The organism is Hallerella succinigenes (assembly GCF_002797675.1).
Classification (GTDB): Bacteria; Fibrobacterota; Fibrobacteria; order Fibrobacterales; family Fibrobacteraceae; genus Hallerella; species Hallerella succinigenes.
Window position 1 is genome coordinate 2,022,069 of sequence record NZ_PGEX01000001.1, and the last position, 24,526, is coordinate 2,046,594.

The window sequence follows — 24,526 nt, forward strand, 5'->3', positions numbered from 1 at the left end:
GCTAAGGTAAAAGACCGCATTTCTGCGGTCTAGACGTTTTAGAAGAAGACTTCGCAGTCGGATTCGACTTTTTTGCAGTTTTCGCGAACAGCTGTCATCACGGCGGTTTCATCAGCGCCTTCGTCAAATTCCACCTTCATTTTAAGCAGCATGAAGTTTACGGAAGCGTCTTTCACGCCGGCAGTGTTTTTGGCGGCGGATTCCATTTTACCTGCGCACACAGGGCAGTCCACATCGATTTTATAACTCTTTTTCATTTCAAACCTCTTTTTTGAAAAGTTTTCTTCAAAATAACGATTAAATAATCGTTTAATTGAACTATGGATAATATAGATTCTGAATTCTCCTTTCGCAAGATGATTAAGCAAATATTTAATCGTTTGGAGTAATTTGTGCCGGAATATTGCTATTTTAAAAAATGGATTAGATGAAGGGTAACAAGTTGCATCACGAACATCCGGTGACCGAAAAAGAGCTGATTTTAGCGAAACGCATGCCGACAGAACGCGCGGCAATTCAGGTGGCGGATGCCATGAAACAGTTGGGCGATGTTTCGCGACTCCGCATTTTTTGGCTGCTTTGCCACGCAGAAGAATGTGTGACAAATATTGCAGAACTCGTGAGCATGTCGAGCCCTGCGGTTTCTCATCATTTAAGACTTCTCAAGGTGGCAGGCTTGATTGTATCGCGTCGCGTAGGGAAGGAAATGCTTTATACCGCATCCGATACACCGCTTGTGCGTCAGCTGCACCATACGATTGAATCCGTAGCGGAAATCACCTGTCCGGAAGAAGATTAGAGACTTTGCCATCATGCAAAAAATTCAGAAAGTAGCTGTTGTCGGTCTTGGAGCGGTCGGTGCAGTCGTTGCCGAACAACTGCAAGCGATTCTCGGAAAGGAACTCTACTGCGTCATGGATGCAGCCCGAAAGGCGCGTTATGAAAAAAGTGGAATGTTCATCAACGGCAAAAAAATAGACTTTCACTCTGTGACGCCAGATGAAGTTCCCCCGGTAGATCTTCTGATCTTTGCCACGAAAAATCTCCAGCTGAAAGATGCTTTGGACGTTGCCCAAAAGGCGGTCGGTCCGCAGACGGCAATTCTTTCGCTGCTCAACGGCGTACATTCCGAAGCGGAAATAGAAAAGGCTTTTGGTGCAGAAAAAACACTCTACGGCTTTATTGTGAATTTGCAATCCATCAACAAGAGCGGCGTTATCGATTGTGCTGCGAAGGGAATTATTCTTTTTGGTGAAAAGGACAATCGTGTTTCGGAACGGGTACGGGCAATTTCGAATCTTTTTGAAGCGGCGCATGTGACACATAAGGTCCCAGAAAATATCCGCTTTGAAATGTGGAAAAAGCTGTTGATGAATACGGTCTTTAATTCGCTCGGCGCAATCTGCCGTTCTACATTTGGCGGATTCCATTCTCCGGTAATGCAGAAAATGGCCCGTCAAGTGGGCCGTGAAGTGATTGCAGTCGCGAATGCCGAAGGATTCCCGCTCACGGAGGAACATTTGGAAGAAGATCTGCGCATTACGTGCAATTACACGCCTCTTGGCAAATGTTCCATGCTCCAGGATGTGGAAGCGGGCCGTAAAACGGAAAATGCTTTCTTCTGCGGCACGATCTGTGAACTTGGAAAATCGCACGGCATTCCGACCCCTTACTGCGAATTCTTGGGCGGTCTTCTCGAAGGAACGGAATACGCCCGGGAATTGCAAAAAAAAGCTTAGATCAAGGTTCGCACGACTTGAGGCTTGTAGCCTTCTTCGTCGAGCCGCTTCAAGATCTGCTTTTTGTGTTCTGGACCGTAAGCTTCCATCGTAATCTGCAATTCGACTGCGGACTGACGGTTGATCGTAAAGAACTGGTTATGTTCAAGCTTGATGACGTTACCGTTTGCCTTGGCGACGACGTCGGCAACTTTGGAAAGCGTTCCTGGACGGTCCGGCAAATGCACCGCAACAGTAAAGATTCGGTCTCGCAAAATAAGGCCCTTCTGCACCACGGACGACATGGTAATGACATCCATGTTACCGCCCGAAAGGATCGAAACGATTTTCTTGCCTTTGACGTTTAATTGCTGAAGAGCGGCGACGGAAAGAAGCCCCGAATTTTCCACGACCATCTTGTGATTTTCCACCATATCGAGGAACGCGAGAACGAGCTCTTCATCTTTGACGGTGATGATGTCGTCAAGGTTCTGACTCACATACGGGAAAATCTTGGATCCTGGCGTTTTGACCGCAGTTCCGTCAGCGATGGTGTTTACGCTTGGCAAGGAAACAACCTTGCCCGCCTTGATGGAACTCAGCATGCAGGCAGCGCCTTCCGGCTCTACTCCGATGACTTTGATGTTTGGGTTCAAAAGCTTGGCAAGCGTCGAAACGCCTGTGGCAAGCCCACCGCCACCGATCGGGACGAGAATATAATCGACTAATGGCAGCTCCTTGAAGATTTCCATGGCGATTGTACCTTGCCCTGTCGCTACAGCCAGATCGTCAAACGGATGGATGAACGTGTAACCGTGCTCTTGGGCAAGTTCCAGAGCTTTTGCGCAGGCGTCATCGTAAACGTCGCCGTGTAAGATGACTTCTGCACCGTAAGACTTGGTGCGGTTTACCTTGATGAGCGGAGTTGTTGTAGGCATCACGATGACCGCTTTGGCGCCATAAGCTTTGGCCGCATAGGCGACGCCCTGAGCGTGGTTGCCTGCAGAAGCGGTAATCAAGCCTTTCGCTCGTTCTTCTGGAGAAAGCGTGCTGATCTTGTAATAGGCGCCACGAAGCTTGTACGCGCCGGTGAGCTGCATATTTTCAGGCTTAAAATAAACTTTATTTCCGGTACGCTGGGAATAGAAGTCTGAATAGATCAGCTTCGTTTCGAGCGTGATACTTTTGACCGCTTCGGAAGCTTCTTCAAAGGCTTCGAGCGAAAGCATTTCCTTGTGCATGAATAATCTCGTCGAGTTTGTTGTTTTACGCTGGGAATGTAGTTTTAACGGGCTTGAACGTCAACTAAAATTGTAGGATTTAGAAAGGCTGAATTTTTAATGAAGCGTAAAATCGGGGCAAAACACTTTTTATCGCAGGATTTGTCGATCAGTTTTTTCTTAAAAAGAAAAAAAGCTATCTTGCATGCCCATGAGCGATTTAGAAGCGGATAGCAAATTCTTAAAGAAAAGCGTGATTATTAATGTCATCGGAACCATCCTCAAGGTTTGCGGTCCGCTTCTCACGATTTTGCTCGCCCGAATTTTTGGCGCAGCGGATTTTGGCGTTTTTGTCTCAACGCAAACGCTTCTTTTGACGATTTCACGTTCGTCGACGCTCGGCCTGGACAAAGGCTTGTATTGGTACTTGCCGCAGAATCGTCTGAACGGTCGTCCGGCTTATGAAGGAGTGATGGAGTCCTTTTGGGTCTCGGCGCTGGTGGCACTTATTTGCACGCTGGTGATTTTTGCCGGATCCTTTACACCGCTTATTTCCAAGGAGCTTCCTTGGTATGCATTTTCGCTCGTGTTTTATGCGGTCTCCTATGTTTTAAGCAATACTTCGGAAGGAAATCGCAAACCGCAAAATGCGGTCTTTATCAATTCGTTCTTTGTTGCAGTGCTTTCTCCGCTTTCGTCGATTGTGATGCACTTTTTGGGAATTCCGCATGCGCTTCCGCTTGGCCTTTTGATCGGGCAGATTTGCGGATTTTTGCTGCACTTTATTCTGGTGCAAAAGCAGTTCCCGGAAATGCCTTTGATTCCGGTGAAGAAAATTTCCAAGGCGTTGCTCGTTTATTCTTTACCGCTCGGTTTTAACGAATTCGTTTCTTCGTTCCTCATTCGTTCGAGCCTTTGGATGGTGATGCTTTTTCTTGGACCGGAAAAGGCTGGCGCTTACGGCATCATGGTGACGATTTCGAATGCCTTGCAGACGATTCGTGTGGGCTTTACACCGATTCTCACTCCTGTCGTTGCAGGAATGGACAAGGACCGTTTGCATACCGATTTAAAACCCGTGTATTCTTACTGCGTTTCGATGGTGACGTATATTCAGTTGCTAATCGGCTTCTTCATTATTCTTTTTCCGAATGAAATTTTGAATATCGCGGGTAAAGACTTTATTGTGCAACCGGAAACGCTAGGCATTTTGCTGTTGGTGCATTTGCTCGCTGGTTTCTGGGGTATGGCGATTGTGATTATGAACGGTCTTGGAAAAAGCCTGTACACGCTTAAGATGAATATTTTTTCGCTAGGAATCGCTCTCGGGTCGGGATATTTTCTGGTGCCGGCTTATGGACTTGTGGGGGCGGCGCTTTCAATGCTCTGCTACAATGTTGTAGCGATGATCTGGAATAACGTTTATTTGGCAAAAATGGGACTTTGGCCGTATTCGAGCAAGCTTATCAACCGTTTCGTTTGGATCTGTGTGCTGATCGCTTGCTACGTTGTGTTGAACGTGGGAAATTTTGAATTGAGTCTTTGGCAGAAAGCCGTTGCCTATTTGGTTGCCCTTGCTGCCCTTGGACTCCAGTGGCTTTACGACAAAAAGGCGGCGAAGCCTATTCCTTCCACCAATCGTTAAAATCGTGCGTAATGCGCTTTTCTTCGGACGGGCGCTATTGAATAATTTCTAACTTTTAGTCAGGTTTTATAATGTGAGGAATGCAGCATGTTGAAGTTCTTATATATACTGACAAGCAATGAGAAAGATATTTATTACGAGCAAACGCTGGTGTCTGTTCTTTCGCTTCGCCATTACAATCCCCAGGCTTTCATAACATTATTGGTTGACGACAAGACAGACAAAAACTTGGTGGGTTTTAGGAGCGAAATCAAAAACCTGATAGACGAATACAAGGTTGTTCCCTTTGATGATAGATTGTCAAATATGGTCCGATCCCGTTTTCTAAAAACGAACATGCGGAATCTGATCGAGGGAGACTTCTTGTACATCGATGGCGATACCGCTGTAGTAGACCGGCTGGATTCCATTTTGTCTAATGTGACGGGGAGCGTTTGTGCGGTTGCCGATTTGCATGCGCCCGAAAATGACAAGTACCATTTAAAGCACAAGAAAATGTTGGCCCACAAGAAAAAGATGAATTTTTCCCTGTCCTTAGGCGAGAAATATTTTAATAGCGGGGTCATCTTTGCAAGGGACGATGTCCCGGCCCATGAATTCTTTACGAAGTGGCATGAATTGTATCGGCAGTGTGCCCAAAATGGAATTTTTACAGACCAGATTTCTTTTAATGAAATCAACCATGTTTTAGGCCATCCCATTGAGGAATTGCCGGGGGAATGGAATTGTCAAGTCCGCGAAGCCTATAACCATCTGTATCGAGTAAAAACTATATATCCTATCCTTTGTCGGTCCAAGATTATTCATTTTTTTTGTACGGGAATTGACGGAAAAAAAGAACCTCATCCCCTGATGAGAAAAGATTTTTTTGATAAAATCAAGGCTCAGCAGGTTGTAGACGAATTTTCCATGCAGATCATTTGCTCCGCCAAGAATCAGTTCTGGGGTGCTCCTGAAAAATTGGACGAAAGCGTCTCTTTTCCCAAGTTTTTTCTGTTCCGCCAGTTTCCCAAGGTATGTAAATTGTTGAAATGGCTGAACGTGATTTGATTTTAGTACGCTGCAGGAGCCAAGAAAGCCTAAGTGAAGGACGTTCATCAGCCTGTGTCTGCGCTAGCGGGTTCTTTTATATTAGCTCTTGGTTACGGGTTCAACGCCGGTAACTGTAGAATGAAGAAATCGTATATTTTAAAGATATGATCAAATACCTTTTTGTTTTGACTAGTTCGCCGAAGGATTTCTATTGCGAACAGACCTTAGTGGCGATCGCATCTTTGCGCGATCATAATCCGGGCGCGTTCGTGACTCTTTTGACAGACGACAAGACGGCGGAAACTCTCACCGGTCCGCGGGCCGCCATCAAGGAAGCGGTTGATGAACTTAAGGTCTTGACCTTGGACGAAAAGTTCACGCCGATGCTCCGCTCTCGTTATTTGAAAACGGTGATGCGCAATGTCGTAGACGGAGATTTTCTTTACATGGATTCGGACATCGCGGTCGTGGGCGATCTTTCGATTCCAAAAGAATGGGAAGGCGGCATTTACGCCGTACTCGATTTCCACACGAATCTTTCAAAAGCGATCAACCGCAAGAAGGTTTTGAACAACGCGAAGAGGATGGGATTTTCGCCGATTCTGAACGACGAAATCTTTAACGGGGGCGTGATGTTTGCCGCCGATACGCCAGAAGCCCGCAAGTTCTTTGAAACGTGGCATGAACTGTGGCTTTATTGCGTTTCTAAAAATTTCCCGTATGACATGGCAAGCCTTGCCGAAACGAACTTCAAGTTCGGCTATATCACGCAGAAAATGCCGGGCGGTTGGAACTGCCAGCTCGCTTACGGCAACCGTTTTTTGCCGACGGCAAAGGTTTTGCACTTCTTCGGTTCCCGCATCGTGGATACATGCGGTCACAAGGTTCCGGAAAGCATGAACCTGTTCCTTCCGAAAATTTTGCGCAAGGATTTCTACACGAACTTGAAAAACCTTCCGGTGACGGTCAATGCCGACAAGAGCATTTCGATCAACGCTTATTATGACGATGTAATTTTGCATGCAAAGGAAGCGTTTGAGTACCAGACGAAAAAGGTCGGTGCCGCAGGCGCATACATCATTCGCAGTTACGCATTCGCCAAGTCACTCGCTTGGCTGTACAAGAAAATGCCGATTCTTGTAAAGCCTTTGGCGTTGCTCGGAAAGATCCTTGGATAGCTTATGAATCTACTTTTTAACTTAGTTGCTGTCCAACCGATTCACAGTGCCAAATTTCACGGTGGTGGAAGCTACGGCGAAGTAATCTTTTGGGCGCTAGTCAAACGCGGGGCAAAATTCTCTTGCGCCTATGACAGTCAAAAGTATTTGGCCCCGAAGATCGTAGAAGCTTGTGAAAAACACGGGATACCGTTGTACGATATTCAAAAGCGTTCTCCGCAGCAGATTATTGACGGAAATCAGATCGATACATTTTATACGCCGCTGTACTCGCTTGAAGCCAAGTGGCAGATTCAGGTAAAACGCTTTGTGTTTACGTGGCACGGCGTACGCGCCTTGGAACTGCAATACAGCCCGCTCGGAATTTCTTTTGCCAAAAAGTTCGGTCAAAAGATGGAAGCGCTTGTGCGTTACCGTGCAAGCTGGAAAAAGTATTTTTACAAGCCGAAGTATGCAGAACTCGCCGCAAGGATTGCGAAGGGTGAAGTCCAGACGATAACCGTGAGCGAACACAGCTGTGCATCGATCAAGGCGTTTTTCCCGGAACTCTTGGATAAGGAAATCCCTGTATTCTACAGTCCGATGACGGAAGTCGAAGGCAAGGGAAATCTGCCGGCTGGAGTTTTGCCGAAAAAGTTCTTTTTGCTCACCAGCGGCGCTCGTTGGGAAAAGAACAATTTGCGAGCCGTAAAAGCCTTTGATGATTTGATTTCGATTCAGCCGAATTTGGATATGAAGCTCGTGATGACGGGCGCGACAAATCCGCAGGTATATCTGAAAGAGGTAAAGAACCGTGACCGTTTTGTGCTGTTGAATTACGTGGAAACGGAAGAACTTGAACTTTTGCACGAGAACGCGTACGCGTTTGTTTTCCCTTCGCTGAATGAAGGCTTTGGCTATCCGCCGATGCAGTCGATGCGCTATGGCGTACCGGTTGCGGCAAGCGGTACCACGTCGATTCCGGAAGTATGCGGAGATGCGGCGATTTTCTTTGACCCGTATTCGGTAAGTGAAATAGAAAATCGCATGATTCAGCTGTTAGATCCTGAAATTTACAAGAAGTATTCGGAACGGGGGCTTGCCCGGTATGCGGAAGTGCATTGCCGTCAGAATGAAGATTTGGAAAAAACTATTGATTTTATTTTGAATCTATGAAAAAGATTTTAGAACTGTTGAAGAATCCGTTTATTCAGATTACGCTGTTTGCTTTTGTGCTTCAGACGTTTTTGTTCGCTGTCTTTTATATGTTGCCCGACCCGCTTGGACTTTCCATGACGGAAATGTTTTCGGGGAGAATGCTTTGGCAGTTTACGATGACTTACGGAGCGATCCTTGTTCTGTCGGCGCTGTTCGCATTTGCCAAGGCTCCACGTGCACTTTCGATCTTTTACGTTTTCTACTTCTTTTTTGCCATTGCCGATTATGAGGTCTTTCGTTTTACGCATCAGAGACTTTCGTATTCTTACTTGCGGACTTATTTTCATTTGTCGAATATTTCGGATGCAACGACCATTTCGACTCTCGGAGGCGAATCGGCTACGGTTTGGTTTTTGGGCGCGCTCTTTGCGATGGTGTCGGCTGCGGTCTTCTTTTGTGTGTATTGGACGAATCGCAAGTGCCGTTTGAAGAAAGCGGGCCAGCCGACCAAGCTTGTGTTTGCAAAGAAAATTCCGGTGACAATGCTCGTGTTGGGCCTTGTGCTTTCGGTGATTCCGTTGATTTTATTCTTGGCGGGAACGCGTGGCACGGTAACAGTCCCGCTGATTCACTTCCCGGTGGATATGCGTTTTACGCTTGGCAAGCATACGATTACGGCTCCGATTTTACATATTGCGGCAGAAGAATCGTTTGAATTTGTGCGGGATAATTACAAGATTACCGATGAACTCATGAAAGAATTGGATTCTTTTTTACCCGCGGATTTTGCGGAGAATCGTGTGAGCCTTGAATATCCGGGCTTCCGCAAGGCTTCTGCTGCTAAATTCAAGGCGACGCATCCGTACAACATCGTTTTTATTTTTGGGGAATCTTTCAAAGGCTGCATTTTCAATCAGATGCTCGAAGGGGATACTACCCTTGCTCCGAACATTTGGAAGTTGGCAAATGAAGGCGCGATTTGGTTCAAGAATGCGTTCAGCAGTGGATATCCGACGGTGCGCGGCACCATGTCAACGTACTTGGGCTTTCCTTCGCATCCGAACCGGGATTTGCCGAGTTTTTATGCGTCGAATCGTTTCAAGGGGTTTCCAGAATATTTGACCGATTATACCCGTGCTTATGTGACGATTTCGAATCCGATTTTTGACCATACGCTCCCGTTTGTGGAACGCTTTTTCGGGGATAATTGGCATGTTGTTCCAGAACCTAAAATTCACGGTACTATGGATAGCTTGGGGGCAAATCTTGCGATTGAAAATCTTGCAAAGATGCCGACCGACAAGAATTGGTTCCTGCTCTTTAACACGATTGCTTCGCATATTCCGTTCCAGAATTATCCAGACGCATTTGACGCAAAACCGGACGATGCGATGTACCGCTACCGCGCCGCTGTACGTTACACTGATCAGCAGTTGGGCCGTTTCTTTGAAGAACTTTCCAAACGCCCAGACTATGACAATACGGTGGTGATTTTGCTGGGCGATCACGATACGCCTGTGGATTCGTTGGACTACCGTGTTCCGCAACCACTTGGCGTTTCCGCTTCGCAGATTTTTATGTGTATCTTCTCGAAGGATACAAATTTGGTGAAAGGTTTGACGGTGCGTGAAGATGTCGCTGCCCAGCATGACATCGGCCCAACTGTGATGGATTTAGCCCAGGTGCGAGGCGCAAATCACTTTTGGGGCTATGACCTTTTGACGGATCAACGCCCCGAAAATCAACCGTCGATATTTCTTACGCAGAATGCCTATTACCTTGGATTCCGGGATTCTGTGATTGTCGGCGGGCTTGAAAATGAAGATGTCTTTGTCGGGAAAAAGGGAGTATACCGGGAGTCTTCCGATGCAACTGCAAAGGCGTGGAGAGAAAATGCGATTGGGGCAAGTAAAATAATCCGAACTTTGCTCCGAAACGACAAGATGATGCCGCCCGAGTAGGCTTGTGCGAAATCAGGTGGAAGAAGGTAAGAGCGTAAGCCCCCTCCCTTCGACCCGCAAATCCGTTACTTTGTCGGTGGTATTTCCCTTTTCAGGCTTGAAAAGGGGAATATTTGTATATTTTCACCATGGATACTCAAAAGTCGCTCATCGAAAGATTTTCCAATTGGTACATCCCTTTGATTTGCAAGCACCAGTATAAGGCGCTTGTTTTTTATATTCTGCTCGCCCTTCTGCTCGCATTCCCGATTCTCGTGTATCCGGGATTGAAGCTCGATGCGGACCTCGCTCATTTGCTCCCGGAAGAAACGCCGAGCGTGAAGGCGCTGAATGAATCTTATGAGAGATTCGGCAGTACCGACAAGTTCATGATCGCCATCCAGAGCGAAGACGTAGAACTCGTTGCTGCGTTGCAGGATTCCATTGCGGACTACATCCACAAAAACTGGGAAGGCGATTACGTTTCGACCCAAGTGGACAACGACAACCAGTTCTTTAAGGACAATGGTCTGCTGTACCTTCCGCTACACCACTTGGAATCTTTGCGCGACAATTTGGAAGATGTGCAACAGGAAATCGGCCGTAAAAATGGCCCGCTCGTGGTAGACCTTTTGGACGATAACGCTCCGGCAGAAAAGAAGGAACGCGTTTGGTTCGATGCGAGCATTCCGCAGGAACTTGGCCTTCCGGATGAAGCTTTGGGCGCTTTTGATACTTTCTTTAAAAAGGACACTTCCAAGTCCGAAGAAAAAAGTTCGGGCGAATGGAACGCAAAGTCCACTGTCCCGTCTCACTTGAAGAATCGCCTGATCGGCTCTCCGAATCCGGAAAACTTTGACGGCAAGATTCTCTTCAACGGCGTGGTGAATGCAAAGCTTTTGAAGCCTTCGACGGACTATGAATTTGTAACCCACATTCTTGCCCGTACCGATACGCTGTTGCAATACTTCAACGGAAAGCAGTATCCGGTGCCGACCCGCTTTACCGTGGAAGGGACCTATGAAGGATTGAAGGAAGTGGATGATGTTGCAAACGACAGTATCTTCTCCTTTGGCATCAGTCTTTTTTTGATCTTCTTCTTGACAGCGTTCTTCTTCCGCAGCGTGAAGGGACCGATTCTTGTGACGGCATCCGTGCTTTACGCTTGCGTTCCGACTCTGGCGTTTACGGCGATTTTCTATGGAAAGTTTAACCCGTTTACGGTGTTTGTCGCTTCGATCATTTTGGGTATCGGTATTGACTATTCCATCCATATTTTGGGGACGGCGCAAAAGCTTCTGCACAAGTATGCGACTCTCGAAGAGGTGCTGGAACACGCTCAAAAGAAGATGATCAAACCGTTCATTTTGGCAAGCTTTACGACGATTGCTGCGTTCCTTACGCTTCTCGCTTCGAGCTTCCGCGGTTTCTACGAATTTGGCATTGTCGCTTCGACGGGAGTGCTCTTTAGCATGCTGACGTCGGTGCTTGTGCTTCCGGTTTTTGTGAAGTGCATGGGCGGTATTCCGAAGGCTCCGAATAACAGCTTCCTTCCGAAGTCCTGGAGTGAACAGAAAATTTTCAAGTTCTTCAAGGTGGCGGCGATCATCGGCTTTGTGATTGGAGCGCTTTCGCTGTATTACTGCCAGTATGTGGATTTTGAACACAATCTGCGCAACCTGCGCCGCGTTTCTACGGAAAAGACGCAGAAAAAGAACAAGATTTCGACCAAGGTGACGACTGCTTCGGGTAAGGCAAAAACTTCGACACCTGCTGCCGTAATGGGAAGCAAGCCGGAACAGCTTGACAAGCTTTACGATACTTTGATGGTGCGCCTTCTCAAGGAAAAGGATCCGATGCTTGGAAGTTTCCTAACGCTCAAGACCTTTGTTCCGCCAAAGGATTCTCAGGAAGCGCGCCTTGAAATTATCGAAGAAATTCGAGACTTGGCCAATGCCCGCGTTTTTGACCATGCGACGGGCGAGGATTCTGTCAATATTGCAACGCTCCGTCAACTTGCCCAGGTTAAAGAATCCTTTGGCCCGGAAGATATCCCGGCGTGGACCTTGGATATTCTTCGTGAAAAGGACGGTTCTTACGGCAAGATCGGCTTTATCTACGGCGACTTCCCGAGCTGGGATGCGCATGCGTTGCACGACTTCCAGAACCGTTATGGACATTGGAATTTCGATGGCGAAAATCTGCGCACCTTCTCATCGCAGTTCATTCTTTCGGACGTGATCGAATCGGTAAAGGCGGACAGCTTTAAGCTTGCTGCAGCGATTGTCGTCGTCATCTTTGCCACGCTCGCGATTTCGTTCCGCAAGCCGAAGCTCTTTATTTCGGGCTGTATTTCGTTTGGCCTAGGATTCTTGATAACGCTTGGAGCTCTTGGCTTCTTGACGCATACGATTGAATTCGGCAAAATCAGCATTTACAACGTGATTGTGATTCCGATGACTCTCGGTATCGGTATCGATGCGACGATCCACTTTATTTCCGCTTGGATTTCGGATAAGAACTTGACTCTGCGTGCGCTTTTGGACAATACGGGCCGCAATGTGATGGCGAGTTCCACGACGACGATCGCGGGCTTTGTGGGCTTCCTCTTTACGACGCACCGCGGTTTGCAGGGAATTGGCCACTTGGCCTGTGTCGGCCTTGCAATATTCCTCGTAACGAGCGTCGTCTTTAGCATGTTCTTATGCGGAAGCTTGTTAAAGAAGGATTCGAAGTAGTTTTTTGAAAAGCAAAAAGGTTCTCGTTAGAGAACCTTTTTTAAGAATTTTATAAACATGACTCGCATGGAGTTTCCTGATTCAGTAAGTCATCGGTATACGGTCAAGCATACCTGTGGGAATTGACATTGGGGGTTCATACTTTTTTGAATAACCTCAATTCCGCAGTCAGTTTCCGGCATCACACTTTCGCCTCGCAACATCCAAAGGCTCATTGTTTAGAAACCAGTTTCGAGCGTGTAATCGGAGATTTTGATGAGCGTATCGATCAGAGCTTCCAAGCGTTTGACCTCGGCTGTTTTTTCTGCAGCGAGGTCTTTCTTTTGGTGCGTATCGCCTTCGGCAAAAAGGCCGTCGACATTTCCGGAGTTTAACGGATAACGATCGATTAAGCGGTAACCGTCAAAGCCGATGTCTGCCACTTTGGAATAGGCTCCGAGTGAAAGTCCACTGCCGTAGCCGCGCAAAAGATTGTGACCCATGGAAACGTTCGGGACAGCCAAACCGGCGAGTTCAAGAATCGTGACGCCGACGTCGATCTGTGCCGTGGTTGCGGTATCGATCGCCGGTTCTAGGCCTTTGCCGTGAATGACAAACGGAATCCAGGTGGCGTTCGAATAGGCGCTGCCGTTCATCGTGGAAACGTCATTTTCTCCTAGAGGAAATCCGTGGTCCGCCATGATGATGACATAAGTGTTCTTGTACCAGGGTTCGTTTTCGATCGAATGGATGAATCTAGCGAGCTGCCGGTCGGTGTAATGCATTGTCACTTTGATACGTTCCTGCAACGGGCGATTCTTTTCTTCATCCGTCATGCCGGCGGCAAAGTTGAACGGATAATGGTTCGAACGGCTCATGATCGTGGCGAGGAAAGGCTTATCTCCGGTGGCCAAGGAATCCCGGATAGCGGAAACGGTCTTGTCGAAGAAGCTCGAATCGTCTTCAAAGTTACGGTCGTAATGCTCTGCGGTGTACCATTTTGCCATCCACACGCCGAGATTATCCCAAGCAGGATCTGCTGCCGAGAAATAATGCGTCGTGTACCCGGAATCCGTGAGAACGGAGGCGAAGCTCGGCAAATTCACATGGGCAAGATCCGTCGCTTCGGCGAGTTTCGAATGGTGCGGTATACCGAGATGCGTCGAAAGGACGCCGCCGGTGGTCGGAAGCCCGCTCGCGTGCATACGCACCCAGGCGTGGGAATGTTTGGCGATGGAATCGAGGAAAGGCGTCGGGGAAGGTTCGTTCGGATTCATAAATCCGACGTTTAAGCCTCGGTGCGATTCTAGCAGGAAGAAAATAATATTCGGCTTTTCTGCACGGCGCGCCTTGAGCGCTTCACTTTCGGCGAGAGCTGTCTTTGGGATGCGGTACAGGGGAAGTTTTTGCCCGATTTCGGAGCTGTCAAATTCCCACAGGGAATCGCCTTGGACTTTCTGCCACAATTGTTGGTAAGCCTTCCCGAGAACGGCGACGTCCGTTGCATTTAAATGCTCGGATTTTTTCGCGGGAAACAGATCGTTGTAAACGAGAGTGACGACCGGGCGGAGCTTTGTCATGCGGGCGTTTCCCGTCCAAATCACGTAGACGAACAGGTGCGATGCGACGTAGAAAATGCACATTGCAATCAGCGGAATTTTTAACGAGCGATTTCCAAGGCCCTTACGAATCAAGCGGTAAAGCCCGTAGGTGGCAGGCAAGATCAGCGCAAGCACAAAGAACTGCAAGAACGGCACCGACAGATCATTGGCCACGTAATCGTAGAACATCACAATGGACGAAGTGTCCTTGTAAGTGTTTGCAAGTCCAAAGGAAAGGTGGCTTCCCAAAAAACGTTGCACCTCGTTGTCGAGAAGGGTCGTGAGCAAAATCGCGGAATGGAAAATCGTGTACAGAACCGTGCAAACGCGGTGCTTGTTTTTGGAAAGCTTCTTCAAAATCTTGGATTGGATATATCCAAAGAGAACCGTGAAAAGTGCAAAGACGAGAAGCGCTTTGCCGATCCACAAAAAGTCAAGACAGATGGCGTGGAAAATGTACCAGTCCGGTTTACTGACAAACGGGAATCCGTAGGGATTATTGCGGAACAAAAGCAGGAATCGCAAAAGGATATGCGAGCCCCAGAACGCAAGAGATATAAAGACCAGATTCTTCCACGGAGCAAACTCCGCCATTTTGCCGGTAACGGCAGATATAAACTTTTTCATTTCCTAAAAATATTAAAAAGGGTTCGTGAAAAATCAGAGATTTTGACGAGAGAGCATTTTTTGTTTCGAGGAGGAATGCTTATATTGGATGGAATAGGGTACTTGAATTTGGAGAAAGTCCGCATGATTTCGATTCTGTTTGTTTGCCATGGAAATATTTGCCGCAGTCCGATGGCGGAATTTGTAATGAAAAAGATTGTGGCTGATGCTGGACTCGATTATGAATTTTGCATTGAAAGTGCCGCGACAAGTGCAGAAGAAATCGGGAATCCGGTGTACCCGCCTGCCCGTAAAATGTTGCAAAAACATGGGATTTGCTCCGATGGAAAGACGGCTTGCCAGATGACGGCCAAGGATTTAGAAACTTTCGATTATGTCATTTTGATGGATGAAAATAATCTGCGCAATTTAAAATGGATTTTGGCGCGTTCACCCTTTGAAGATTTGAATATTTCAAAGGATCCATGGAAACGGCGGCTGCAAAAGGTCTCTCTGCTAATGGATTATACAGATAAACCTCGGGAAGTGGCCGATCCATGGTATACAGGCGATTTTCAAGCGACTTGGGACGATGTTTGGGAAGGCTGCTCAGGACTTTTGGAATTCCTGAAACCACATTTTTCAAAATGAGAGTATTTTAGAGAATACCATGGAATTTGAAAGATTAGAGACATTACCGATTTCGCGCAGTGACTTTAACAAGTTGGATGTTTTTCGAAAGGTTTCCTTCGAAAGCTTGGCCGGCTATTTGCTCGGCTGCCGGACTTTTGTGGCGGATCCGGGGACTGTTTTGATTGATCCCGACCATCTTGAACGCAATCTGATTGTGGTGCTCGATGGGTCTCTAGAAGCGCGTTCTGTCAACGGCAAGGGTCTTGTTTACAGTACGATCGAAGTAGGGCAGTGCGCTGGTGAAATGTCGGTGATCGATAATGTAAAGCCCAGTGCGCGTGTCGTGGCGAAGGAAAAGAGCCGAGTCTTGATGATTCCGGCAGATGTCGCCATGGCGATGCTCAATGCGTCGCATGATCTCTGTTTGAATTTTTTGCATATTCTGAGCAGCCGTGTGCGCAATAACAGCAATATGGTGGTGGAAGAAGAATTCCATATCCGTTGCATTGAAGAATCTTCCAAGGTGGATTCTTTGACGGGCTTGCACAATCGTCGTTGGCTTCAAGAAATGTACACGCGTGAAATGCATCGCAGCAACGCGGGCAACTATCCGCTGGCCGCTTTGATGATCGACATAGATTTTTTTAAAGATGTGAATGATACGTTTGGACATCTCGCCGGGGATCAGGTTCTGATTGCGGTGGCGCAGGTGATTGCGGACAATATGCGTCCGACGGATATGCCTGTGCGTTACGGTGGCGAAGAGTTCTCCATTTTTTTGCCGGAAGCGACGATTGAAAATGCTCGAATTGTGGGGGAACGTTTACGCAAAGGCGTGGAGTCCACTCCGATTCATCTGGATTCGGGCGAAGAAATCAAGGTGACTGTCAGTGTCGGGATTTCGGAACGCCGTAAGAATGACTCGGTTCAAGACTTGATCGATCGTTCGGATAAGGCGCTTTACCATGCAAAACAGAACGGTCGAAATCGTACCTGTTTGAACGTGGAAGACAATTCGCTTTTTCTTGTGTAATTCCAAAATTTATTTCGCCTGCGGATTTCTCTATTGATTCTCGGATTTCAGAAGGGGCGAAACTTTATCGGTTTTTTTGAAAATAAAGTTTTAGGATCTGCCGAGACGTCGTCCGCGGCGGCGGATGTTGCGGTCTCTGCGGACTTGTTCGCGTTCGACTGCGCGTTCAAGGCTCGGTTCGTATGTGCGGCCTTCCTTGTACGAGGTGTGCGAAAGTAAAAGGCGCGAAATTTTTCCGAGCTTTAAGCGTTCGAGAGTCTTTCGAATCCAGACGCGGTTCTCGGGGATATACCAAAAGAAGAAACGCTTCTGGTTTGCTTTTTGTTCGGGCGTCTTGGCGACGTAAAGAGGCTTTCCGTCCGGGTACATTTCCGCGTAATACAGCTCGGTCGCAATCGTCATCGGTGTCGGGGTAAAATCCTGAACCTGTTCAAGTTTAAAACCGAGCTGTTTCGTTTCGAGCGCAAGTTCTGCCATATCCTTTTCGGTGCAGCCAGGATGGCTCGAAATAAAGTATGGAATCAGTTGCTGACGCTTTCCGACGGCTGCGCTTTCCTTGTCAAAGAGTTCCTTGAACTTGTAAAAAAGGCTAAAGGACGGTTTGCGGATAAGGCTTAAGACCGCATCGGATGTATGTTCCGGCGCGACTTTCAAACGTCCGCTTACATGGTTGTGAATGAGCTGTTTTGCATATTCCATGTGATCCTGTTGCAGACTCTTGTCGGTCGTTTCTTGCAAAATCAAATCGTAGCGGACGCCGCTTCCAATGAAGAGATGCTTGACTTTGGGATTCTTTGCGACTTCTTTGTAAAGCTCCGTCAGGTCATGGTGACGCGTATTCATGTTGTCGCAAATACGCGGGAACACGCAACTCGGGCGGGCGCATTTTTCGCAACGGGAACGATCCTTGCCGCGCATCTTGTACATGTTCGCACTGGGACCGCCGAGGTCCGAAATCGTGCCTGCAAAGCCCGGCATGTTTGTCACAATTTCCACTTCGCGGAGAATGCTTTCCCGGGAACGGCTTGCGATGAATTTGCCCTGATGCGCATTGATGGCGCAGAAGCTGCAACCGCCAAAGCATCCGCGATGCGTGTTGATCGAGAACTTGATCATTTCGAAGGCGGGAACCGGGCCTCGCTTTTTGTATCGCGGATGCGGAGCTCTCATGTACGGGTATTCGTAGCTTTCGTCGAGTTCACCGTATTCAAGAGGCGGGTAAGGCGGGTTGATGACAATTGTCTGTTCGCCGGTATCTTGCAGAATGCGGCGTGCGTGGATGCGGTTTGTTTCAATTTCCGTTTTGCGGTAGGCGTCGAACTGGGTGCGCTTGTTTTTTAAGCATTCTTCATAGCTCGGCAGCACCAGATCCTGCATGTCGCGGTTCTTGGGAACGCGACCTTTGGGGGCGAGGTACGCTGTCTGCGGAATGGAGTTCATGTTTGAAAACGGCACGCCTTTCTTGAGCAGATGGAGCAGAGCCTTCATCGGTTTTTCGCCCATGCCGTAAAGCAGCAAGTCCGCCTGTGTCGTGGCGAGAATCGAGGGAAAAAGTTTGTCGTCCCAGTAGTCGTAATGGCTAATGCGGCGTAGGCTCGATTCAAGCCCTCCGATGACCACAGGAACGTCCGGGTAGAGCTTTTTAAGAATTTTTGCGTAAACGGTAGTGGCTCGGTCTGGGCGGAATCCCGCTTTGCCACCGGGGGTAAAGGCGTCATCGCTACGGAGACGTTTAGCCGCGGTGTAATGGTTCACCATGCTGTCCATGCCGCTTGAAATGGCAAAGAATAGGCGCGGCTTTCCGAGCTTTTTGAAGTCTCTTAAATCGTCCCGCCAGTTGGGTTGGGGGAGTATTGCTACACGATAGCCTTCGTTTTCAATGAGGCGAGCCATAACGGCGTGGCCAAAAGAAGGATGGTCGACGTAGGCATCTGCGGAAATGACGATGACATCGACAAAATCCCAGCCACGCGCATCCAAGTCCTCTTTGGAAATTGGCAAAAAATCATGAGCATCCATAAGAGTAAAGATAGAAAAAAGCTATACTTGTTCAAAACTCATTTTTACAAGGACACATTATGAGCCGTTTGACTGAATCGAATGAATGGAAGGCCCTCGAAGCGAAAGCTCAAGAAGCCAAGAAGTGGAACATGCGCGAAATGTTCGCGAAAGACGCAAAGCGTGCTGAAAAGTTCAGCGCAGAAGCTTGCGGCATTTTCCTCGACTACTCCAAGAACTTGATTGATGACGAAACGATGGCGAAGCTCCAGGACCTCCTGAAGAGCGCTAAGTTCGAAGAAATCCGCGCTAAGTATTTTGGTGGCGAAAAGATCAATACCACGGAAAAGCGCGCAGTGCTCCACACCGCTCTCCGTTACAAGGGCAATGAGCCGATTTGCGTTGACGGTAAAGATGTGATGCCGGAAGTTCGCGCTGTGCTCAAGCACATGGAAGAATTCACGAAGCTCGTCCGTACTGGTAAGTGGAAGGGCCATACGGGCAAGTCCATCAAGTACGTGGTGAACATCGGTATCGGCGGTTCTGACCTCGGTCCGGTGATGGTGACCGAAGCTTTGAAGCCGTATGCCGACAAGCCGGCTGAAGGCGAATATTCCCCGACCGTTTATTTTGTTTCGAATATCGACGGCACGCACATGGCGGAAACCTTGAAGAAGGTCAACCTCGAAGAAACCCTCTTCATCGTGGCTTCCAAGACGTTCACGACTCTCGAAACCATGACGAACGCCCAGACGGCAAAGGCCGCTGTTCTCAAAGCGTTTAACGGTGATGAAAAGTCCATTGCAAAACATTTTGTGGCTCTTTCCACCAATACCGAAGCGGTTGCCGCATTTGGCATTGACACCGCCAACATGTTTGAATTCTGGAATTGGGTTGGCGGTCGTTACTCCCTGTGGTCTGCAATCGGTCTTTCGATCGCTCTCCGCATCGGCTTCGAGAACTACATGAAGCTCCACCAGGGCGCTTATGAAATGGATCAGCATTTCAAGACCGCTCCGGCAGACAAGAACCTTCCGGTGATCCTCGCTCTCATCGGCGTCTGGTACAACAACTTCTTTGGCGCTTCGAGCTATGCCATGCTCCCGTACGACCAGTATCTGCACCGCTTGACCGCTTACTTCCAGCAGGCAGACATGGAATCCAACGGCAAGACCGTGGATCGCGATTCCAAGCGCGTTGACTATCAGACAGGCCCGATTCTCTGGGGCGAACCGGGTACGAACGGCCAGCACGCCTTCTACCAGCTCATTCACCAGGGCACCAAGATGATTCCGTGTGACTTCATCGCTCCGGCAAACAGCCACAACAAGGTCGGCGATCATCACCAGAAGCTCCTCTCGAACTTCTTTGCTCAGCCGGAAGCCTTGATGAACGGTAAGACCCTCGCCGAAGCAACGGAAGAACTCCGCAAGGACGGCAAGAGCGAAGAAGAAATCGCATTCCTCGCTCCGCATAAGGTGTTCGAAGGCAACAAGCCCACGAACTCCATCATGATGGACTACGTTTCTCCGGAACGTCTCGGCGCTCTCATTGCCATGTACGAACACAAGATCTTCACTCAGGGCGTGATCTGGAACATCAACAGCTACGACCAGTGGGGTGTTGAACTCGGCAAGCAGCTCGCGAAGAAGATCCTTCCGGAACTTGCCAAGGCCGACGCAGAACTGAAGCACGATAGCTCCACGAACGCTCTCATCAAGTGGTTCAAGAAGCACCAGAAGTAAGCCGGTGCCGCAGGGTAAACCACCCCGCACCTAAAAATTAAAAAGGCCGCGACAATCAAGTCGCGGTCTTTTAGCATTAGCACAAAAATAGTATATATTATCTGTTATACCAAGGATTTATAAGTCTATATGGAACTTTATCACGGTAGTAACATAGTGGTTTCCGTTCCCGAAATCAGAACTCCGTCTCACCGACTTGATTTCGGCACAGGATTTTACACAACCACGAGTTTTGACCAAGCCAAGCGCTGGTCGATTAGTAAAGCGAAGTTAGAAAAGAAAGGCTCTGCAACGGTTTCTGTTTTCACTGTTCCTGACGATTTTCTTCAAAACAAAAATCTAGATATTCTTGATTTCAAAAAAGCTGATGAGCAATGGCTTGACTTTGTTATCGCGAACAGGACGGACAAAGACTTCATTTATGAGCACGACATCGTGAAAGGAGCCGTTGCCAACGATAGGGTTTTTGCCAGTCTTAACGCTTTTGAATCCGGCTTCATGGACAAGCCCACCTTACTAAAAGAACTTAGCACCTGGGTCTATGTGGACCAAATCCTGTTTCATACAGAAAAGGCCCTTCAAATCCTTAAATTCTCGAGGGCAGAACAGGTATGATTCCCGAAATTACACAAAAAAATGTCCGACTTTTTATTCCGTATAAAGTCGCAAAAATCTGCGACGAATTATGTCGGCAAGACCACTTGACTGCTTCAGAGGCTATTCTTAAATTCTACAAAAGCAACTTAAGTCGCCTACTCGGTCAAGAAGATACAAAACTTTGGCAGCTAGGTTGGGTTGCTTTATTTGACATGTATAAGGAAGAAGCGCATGAACACTGAGGACTTGGCATTTTGGCTCTCTTGGTGCATAGAAGAATACGCATCTAACAAAGGCAAACAAGCCTCTGACATCGCCCAGTTTTTTGAAAAAACTGGTACACTTCAATACCTTTCCGAAAATGCAGAAATTCTGCACACACAAGGAAAGTCTTTTATATTTGACTGCATAGAAAAATTTTTGCAGAACAATCATTAAATTCTAAAATTTATACCCCAACGCAGCATATCCCTTCTTGCGCTTGGCGAGCATACGCATGAGTACAGGAACATCAACATCTGCGTAGTCATGGTGTTCGAAGCCCAACCCGACGAACTCCATCATGATGGACTACGTTTCTCCGGAACGTCTCGGCGCTCTCATTGCCATGTACGAACACAAAATCTTCACTCAGGGCGTGATCTGGAACATCAACAGCTACGACCAGTGGGGTATTGAACTTGGCAAGCAGCTCGCGAAGAAGATCCTTCCGGAACTTGCCAAGGCCGACGCTGAACTGAAGCATGATAGCTCCACGAACGCTCTCATCAAGTGGTTCAAGAAGCACCAGGCTTAGGTGACGCGCGTAGCGTGTCATTCCCCATGCGGGGACCATGCGCACTAAGGCAACAAGTTGCCAAGTGCTGTCCGCCCTGAACGAACGCCGTAAGGCGTGAAGTCGAAGGATCCAGCCCATATAAAACAACCCGTCCGTTTTTTCCGGGCGGGTGTTTTTCTAGGAACAAAATTCTACTTAAGGCTGGTACTTCTCCCGCTTTTCGCGGAGGGACTGAATTTCCGCCTGGACTCGCAATGCAGCCTCATGAACTTCAGCATAGATTTTATCTGAAGACCAATTCTTTGTCCTCTCATAATGAGCTTCACGGATTTTATGAATATCCTCTACAGTAAAGTCTTTCGAGATTTCTATTTTTTCCATAAACGATACTCCTCGTCTTCCTGATGTTCAATAAGGACCGTGGGCTGCACAATTTCTATCGGCTTATATCCTTCAAGATTCGTAATTGCACGAATTCCACGAATCGTTTTAATGTTGACCATATGCTTAAAGTTCCATGAGATAACACAATCGCATTCCGCTAAAACAGCAGAAGCAATATGTTTGCAATCATCAATACTTTTGGCAGTAAGAATCCCCATTTCAACAATTCTATTTGCCAACCTAGATAAATCTTGATGCTGCGGCAATACCTCGTAGGATATTTCGCCTAGACGTTCGAGAAGAAGTGAACGTGGAACATTTGCCACAGGGCCTGCGTATCCCGCATGCGTTCGGGAGCATCTTCCTGATGCAGGTAACTGATTACAGAAGTGTCAAGATAGACCTTCAATTTTTTCTGATTGTCATTAGACATAGTATCTCCTTAAAAAGAAAAAAACACTTGATTTTTTTTCAAGTGTTCAGGAGACGATTTCTAACGCTCGGAAGGAAACATAGAAAGCACCCATTTATTTGAAAAGGGCGCTTTAGTAAAAGGTTTGTAATTTATTTGTAATAACTCTCTTCAAATACTTTTGTTTCCATTTTTGGAAATAATCAACATCATTCTTGTCCCGCCACAAATATACATTCTAGCAATGACAAATTATGTCATCTTAAACTTGTCAACAACCATTTGACGGAACAGAGCCATTTCAACTTATGTTCGTTAAAAATGCTATGTTTTACACGTTTTTAATCCTAAAAAAGTGTATTTTTACACGTTTTTATCGTTTTTCCGTGTATTTTGCCTTTTGGCTTATTATATTTAGGATATGCAAAGATTTGCACTGAAACAGCTTCTTGAATGGAAAAACTCGACACGACGCAAGCCCCTTGTTCTCAAGGGGGCAAGGCAGGTGGGCAAGACATGGCTCATGAAGGAATTCGGAAGACTACATTATCAAAAAACGTTCTACTTCAGCTTTGATCGGGATGCTTCACTTGCAAATCTTTTCAAGACGACAAAAGACCCAATCCGCCTGCTGGAACAGCTGGGGGCAATCCTGGGCGACAAGATATTGCCTGGCGAACACCTGGTTATCCTTGACGAAATACAAGAATGTCCCGAAGCCCTCAACGCGCTTAAATACTTCAACGAAGAAGCGAACGAATTCCACGTGATGGCGGCAGGGAGCCTTTTGGGAACTTTGCTAGCAAGTCCTCATGGGTACCCCGTCGGCAAGGTCAACCTGCAGAAAATCAACCCCATGACTTTTGGTGAGTTTCTTGAAGCTGTTCAGCCATCCTTGGCGAATTACCTGGATTCGGCAAGTGATTTCACACAAATTCCCGAGATACAGCACCGCAAGCTTATTGAATGCTACCGTAACTACCTGATTGTAGGCGGAATGCCAGACTGCGTTGCCGCGTGGGTAAACGAAAAGGACTGCCGGCAAGTTCAGTTAATTCAAAAGGAACTTTTATCCCTTTACGAAAATGATGTTTCCAAATACCACGGCAAGGTAAATGCAGGTCGAATACTCATGGTGTTCCGAAATGTCGCTACGCAACTTTCCAAGGAAAACGAAAAGTTTATTTACGGATGTGTGAAGCCCGGAGCCAGAGCCAGGGAATTTGAAGAAGCCATCGAGTGGCTCACGTCCGCAGGCCTTATCAACCGGGTGTACAACGTGTCCAAGCCCGAGCACCCGCTCAATATTTTTGAGCAAATCAATGCGTTCAAACTGTTTTTCTTCGATACAGGACTGTTGAAATGCCTTTCTGGTACAAGCAACCAGTCAATCATCCTTGATGAGGCTTTTCAGTTCAAGGGGCCGCTGGCAGAAAACTTTGTCTTGCAACAGTTGCTGAGCGTCCTGGGCGAGAATCTGCATTATTACGCTCCCATGCAAAATTACGAAGTCGATTTTTTGCTACAGGAAGGTTCAGATATCATCCCTATAGAATGCAAGGGCGGAGAAAACGTAGCTTCGGCTAGTTTCAAGCGATTCATTAGGGAAAAAAATCCAACTCGTGCATTTCGTTTTTCGCAGCTGCCGTACAAGGTGCAAGACATCATGACCAACATTCCGCTGTACCTTGCAGACAGGGCCGTGCTGCTAAGCGCAGAGGACAGCCATTGACATATCGCTGATCCAAACCCTAATTGTCATTCTATTTCAGAAACTGATTTTCGAACTCATGCTAGAAATGCAATAGAAAGTACAAAAGAACATTGGGATCATCTATAAGTTTAGAACAAATTAACAAGAATATTATCGATCCAGTCAAATTTGCATTTGACAAAGCGCTGTATGGACTTTCTTGCCTTTATTGATATTTTGCGAAATAACCGAACCACTCAAAAGTATTTTTGAAATATCCAAAGAGGGTATTTTTTACAGATTGAAAAGTTTGAAATTCTATGTGACGCAAAAAGAATTCAATGAAAAACATTCGCAAATGTCTTTGTTTTAAATTGGGGTGCAAGATGGACGCAAAAACAAGATACACAAAATTGGTGGAAGATGTCAAAAATGAAATTGCCAAGGATAGGGCAAAAT

At 47.2% G+C, this 24,526-nt stretch carries 22 protein-coding genes and 1 pseudogene; 16 read left to right on the top strand and 7 right to left on the bottom strand.

Features of this window, described 5'->3' with window-relative positions:
- Positions 1-38: 38 nt before the first annotated feature.
- Positions 39-257, bottom strand: coding sequence for a cation transporter (locus tag BGX16_RS09240; RefSeq protein WP_100425779.1), 219 nt, complete (start codon positions 255-257; stop codon positions 39-41).
- 170 nt (positions 258-427) lie between these two features.
- Between BGX16_RS09240 and BGX16_RS09245 the strand changes: the two genes are divergently transcribed.
- Together BGX16_RS09245 and BGX16_RS09250 are read left to right on the top strand one after the other, a co-directional pair.
- Positions 428-799 carry an ArsR/SmtB family transcription factor gene (locus tag BGX16_RS09245; RefSeq protein ID WP_100425780.1) on the top strand — a complete coding sequence of 124 codons (372 nt, stop codon included), beginning with the start codon at positions 428-430 and terminating at the stop codon, positions 797-799.
- Positions 800-812: 13 nt separating this feature from the next.
- On the top strand, positions 813-1,739 hold the full coding sequence (locus BGX16_RS09250) for a ketopantoate reductase family protein (RefSeq protein ID WP_100425781.1): 927 nt from the start codon (positions 813-815) through the stop codon (positions 1,737-1,739).
- On the opposite strand, the gene ilvA is transcribed toward BGX16_RS09250, so the two are convergent.
- Entirely contained in the window at positions 1,736-2,947 is a 1,212-nt protein-coding gene (gene ilvA / locus BGX16_RS09255; protein ID WP_100426816.1) for a threonine ammonia-lyase, read from the bottom strand. The two genes, BGX16_RS09250 and ilvA, sit on opposite strands and share 4 nt — an antisense overlap.
- A gap of 202 nt (positions 2,948-3,149) precedes the next feature.
- Between ilvA and BGX16_RS09260 the strand changes: the two genes are divergently transcribed.
- From BGX16_RS09260 to BGX16_RS09285, 6 genes are all read left to right on the top strand, one after another.
- Positions 3,150-4,583 carry an oligosaccharide flippase family protein gene (locus BGX16_RS09260; protein WP_157797960.1) on the top strand — a complete coding sequence of 478 codons (1,434 nt, stop codon included), beginning with the start codon at positions 3,150-3,152 and terminating at the stop codon, positions 4,581-4,583.
- A gap of 87 nt (positions 4,584-4,670) precedes the next feature.
- Positions 4,671-5,633: a glycosyltransferase gene (locus BGX16_RS09265; RefSeq protein WP_100425783.1), complete on the top strand. Its 963-nt coding sequence runs from the start codon at positions 4,671-4,673 to the stop codon at positions 5,631-5,633.
- A gap of 146 nt (positions 5,634-5,779) precedes the next feature.
- Positions 5,780-6,793 (top strand): glycosyltransferase family protein, encoded by a 1,014-nt coding sequence (locus BGX16_RS09270; protein ID WP_100425784.1) that lies wholly within the window; start codon positions 5,780-5,782, stop codon positions 6,791-6,793.
- A 3-nt stretch (positions 6,794-6,796) separates the two neighbouring features.
- Positions 6,797-7,948, top strand: a complete 1,152-nt coding sequence (locus BGX16_RS09275; protein WP_100425785.1) for a glycosyltransferase — start codon at positions 6,797-6,799, stop codon at positions 7,946-7,948.
- Complete coding sequence (locus tag BGX16_RS09280; RefSeq protein WP_241899513.1) at positions 7,945-9,891, top strand: LTA synthase family protein; 1,947 nt, start codon at positions 7,945-7,947, stop codon at positions 9,889-9,891. Before BGX16_RS09275 ends, BGX16_RS09280 begins: the two co-directional genes overlap by 4 nt.
- Positions 9,892-10,004: 113 nt before the next feature.
- Positions 10,005-12,608, top strand: coding sequence for an efflux RND transporter permease subunit (locus BGX16_RS09285; RefSeq protein ID WP_241899514.1), 2,604 nt, complete (start codon positions 10,005-10,007; stop codon positions 12,606-12,608).
- 218 nt (positions 12,609-12,826) lie between these two features.
- On the opposite strand, the gene BGX16_RS09290 is transcribed toward BGX16_RS09285, so the two are convergent.
- The gene (locus tag BGX16_RS09290) at positions 12,827-14,815 is read right to left on the bottom strand and encodes an LTA synthase family protein (protein ID WP_100425787.1); all 1,989 of its coding nucleotides are present in this window, start codon (positions 14,813-14,815) and stop codon (positions 12,827-12,829) included.
- Between the two features lie 123 nt (positions 14,816-14,938).
- Here BGX16_RS09290 and BGX16_RS09295 point away from each other — a divergent pair, with 123 nt between their 5' ends.
- The gene (locus BGX16_RS09295) at positions 14,939-15,445 is read left to right on the top strand and encodes a low molecular weight protein-tyrosine-phosphatase (protein WP_100425788.1); all 507 of its coding nucleotides are present in this window, start codon (positions 14,939-14,941) and stop codon (positions 15,443-15,445) included.
- A gap of 19 nt (positions 15,446-15,464) precedes the next feature.
- Positions 15,465-16,460, top strand: a complete 996-nt coding sequence (locus BGX16_RS09300; protein ID WP_100425789.1) for a GGDEF domain-containing protein — start codon at positions 15,465-15,467, stop codon at positions 16,458-16,460.
- Positions 16,461-16,550: 90 nt separating this feature from the next.
- On the opposite strand, the gene BGX16_RS09305 is transcribed toward BGX16_RS09300, so the two are convergent.
- Complete coding sequence (locus BGX16_RS09305) at positions 16,551-18,479, bottom strand: YgiQ family radical SAM protein (protein ID WP_100425790.1); 1,929 nt, start codon at positions 18,477-18,479, stop codon at positions 16,551-16,553.
- A gap of 59 nt (positions 18,480-18,538) precedes the next feature.
- Between BGX16_RS09305 and pgi (BGX16_RS09310) the strand changes: the two genes are divergently transcribed.
- The 5 genes and pseudogenes from pgi (BGX16_RS09310) to pgi (BGX16_RS09330) form a co-directional block, all read left to right on the top strand.
- Positions 18,539-20,203 (top strand): glucose-6-phosphate isomerase, encoded by a 1,665-nt coding sequence (pgi, locus tag BGX16_RS09310; protein WP_100425791.1) that lies wholly within the window; start codon positions 18,539-18,541, stop codon positions 20,201-20,203.
- Positions 20,204-20,332: 129 nt separating this feature from the next.
- Positions 20,333-20,818: a DUF3990 domain-containing protein gene (locus BGX16_RS09315; protein ID WP_100425792.1), complete on the top strand. Its 486-nt coding sequence runs from the start codon at positions 20,333-20,335 to the stop codon at positions 20,816-20,818.
- Positions 20,815-21,042, top strand: a complete 228-nt coding sequence (locus tag BGX16_RS14880) for a hypothetical protein (RefSeq protein WP_095879940.1) — start codon at positions 20,815-20,817, stop codon at positions 21,040-21,042. The genes BGX16_RS09315 and BGX16_RS14880 overlap by 4 nt, the downstream gene beginning before the upstream one ends.
- Positions 21,032-21,238 (top strand): DUF3791 domain-containing protein, encoded by a 207-nt coding sequence (locus BGX16_RS09325; protein ID WP_095879941.1) that lies wholly within the window; start codon positions 21,032-21,034, stop codon positions 21,236-21,238. The genes BGX16_RS14880 and BGX16_RS09325 overlap by 11 nt, the downstream gene beginning before the upstream one ends.
- A 109-nt stretch (positions 21,239-21,347) precedes the next feature.
- Positions 21,348-21,596, top strand: a pseudogene (pgi, locus tag BGX16_RS09330) (glucose-6-phosphate isomerase); the annotation flags it as partial.
- A 177-nt stretch (positions 21,597-21,773) separates the two neighbouring features.
- Here pgi (BGX16_RS09330) and BGX16_RS09335 read toward each other — a convergent pair.
- Genes BGX16_RS09335 through BGX16_RS14890 form a run of 3 tightly spaced genes read right to left on the bottom strand, consistent with a single transcriptional unit; the run spans position 21,774 to position 22,395 of the window.
- Entirely contained in the window at positions 21,774-21,959 is a 186-nt protein-coding gene (locus BGX16_RS09335) for a hypothetical protein (RefSeq protein ID WP_100425793.1), read from the bottom strand.
- Positions 21,947-22,288, bottom strand: a complete 342-nt coding sequence (locus BGX16_RS14885; protein WP_241899518.1) for a PIN domain-containing protein — start codon at positions 22,286-22,288, stop codon at positions 21,947-21,949. The genes BGX16_RS09335 and BGX16_RS14885 overlap by 13 nt, the downstream gene beginning before the upstream one ends.
- Positions 22,249-22,395, bottom strand: a complete 147-nt coding sequence (locus BGX16_RS14890; RefSeq protein WP_198514901.1) for a hypothetical protein — start codon at positions 22,393-22,395, stop codon at positions 22,249-22,251. The genes BGX16_RS14885 and BGX16_RS14890 overlap by 40 nt, the downstream gene beginning before the upstream one ends.
- Before the next feature lie 400 nt (positions 22,396-22,795).
- Between BGX16_RS14890 and BGX16_RS09345 the strand changes: the two genes are divergently transcribed.
- Positions 22,796-24,106: an ATP-binding protein gene (locus BGX16_RS09345; protein WP_100425794.1), complete on the top strand. Its 1,311-nt coding sequence runs from the start codon at positions 22,796-22,798 to the stop codon at positions 24,104-24,106.
- The last annotated feature ends 420 nt before the right edge of the window (positions 24,107-24,526 follow it).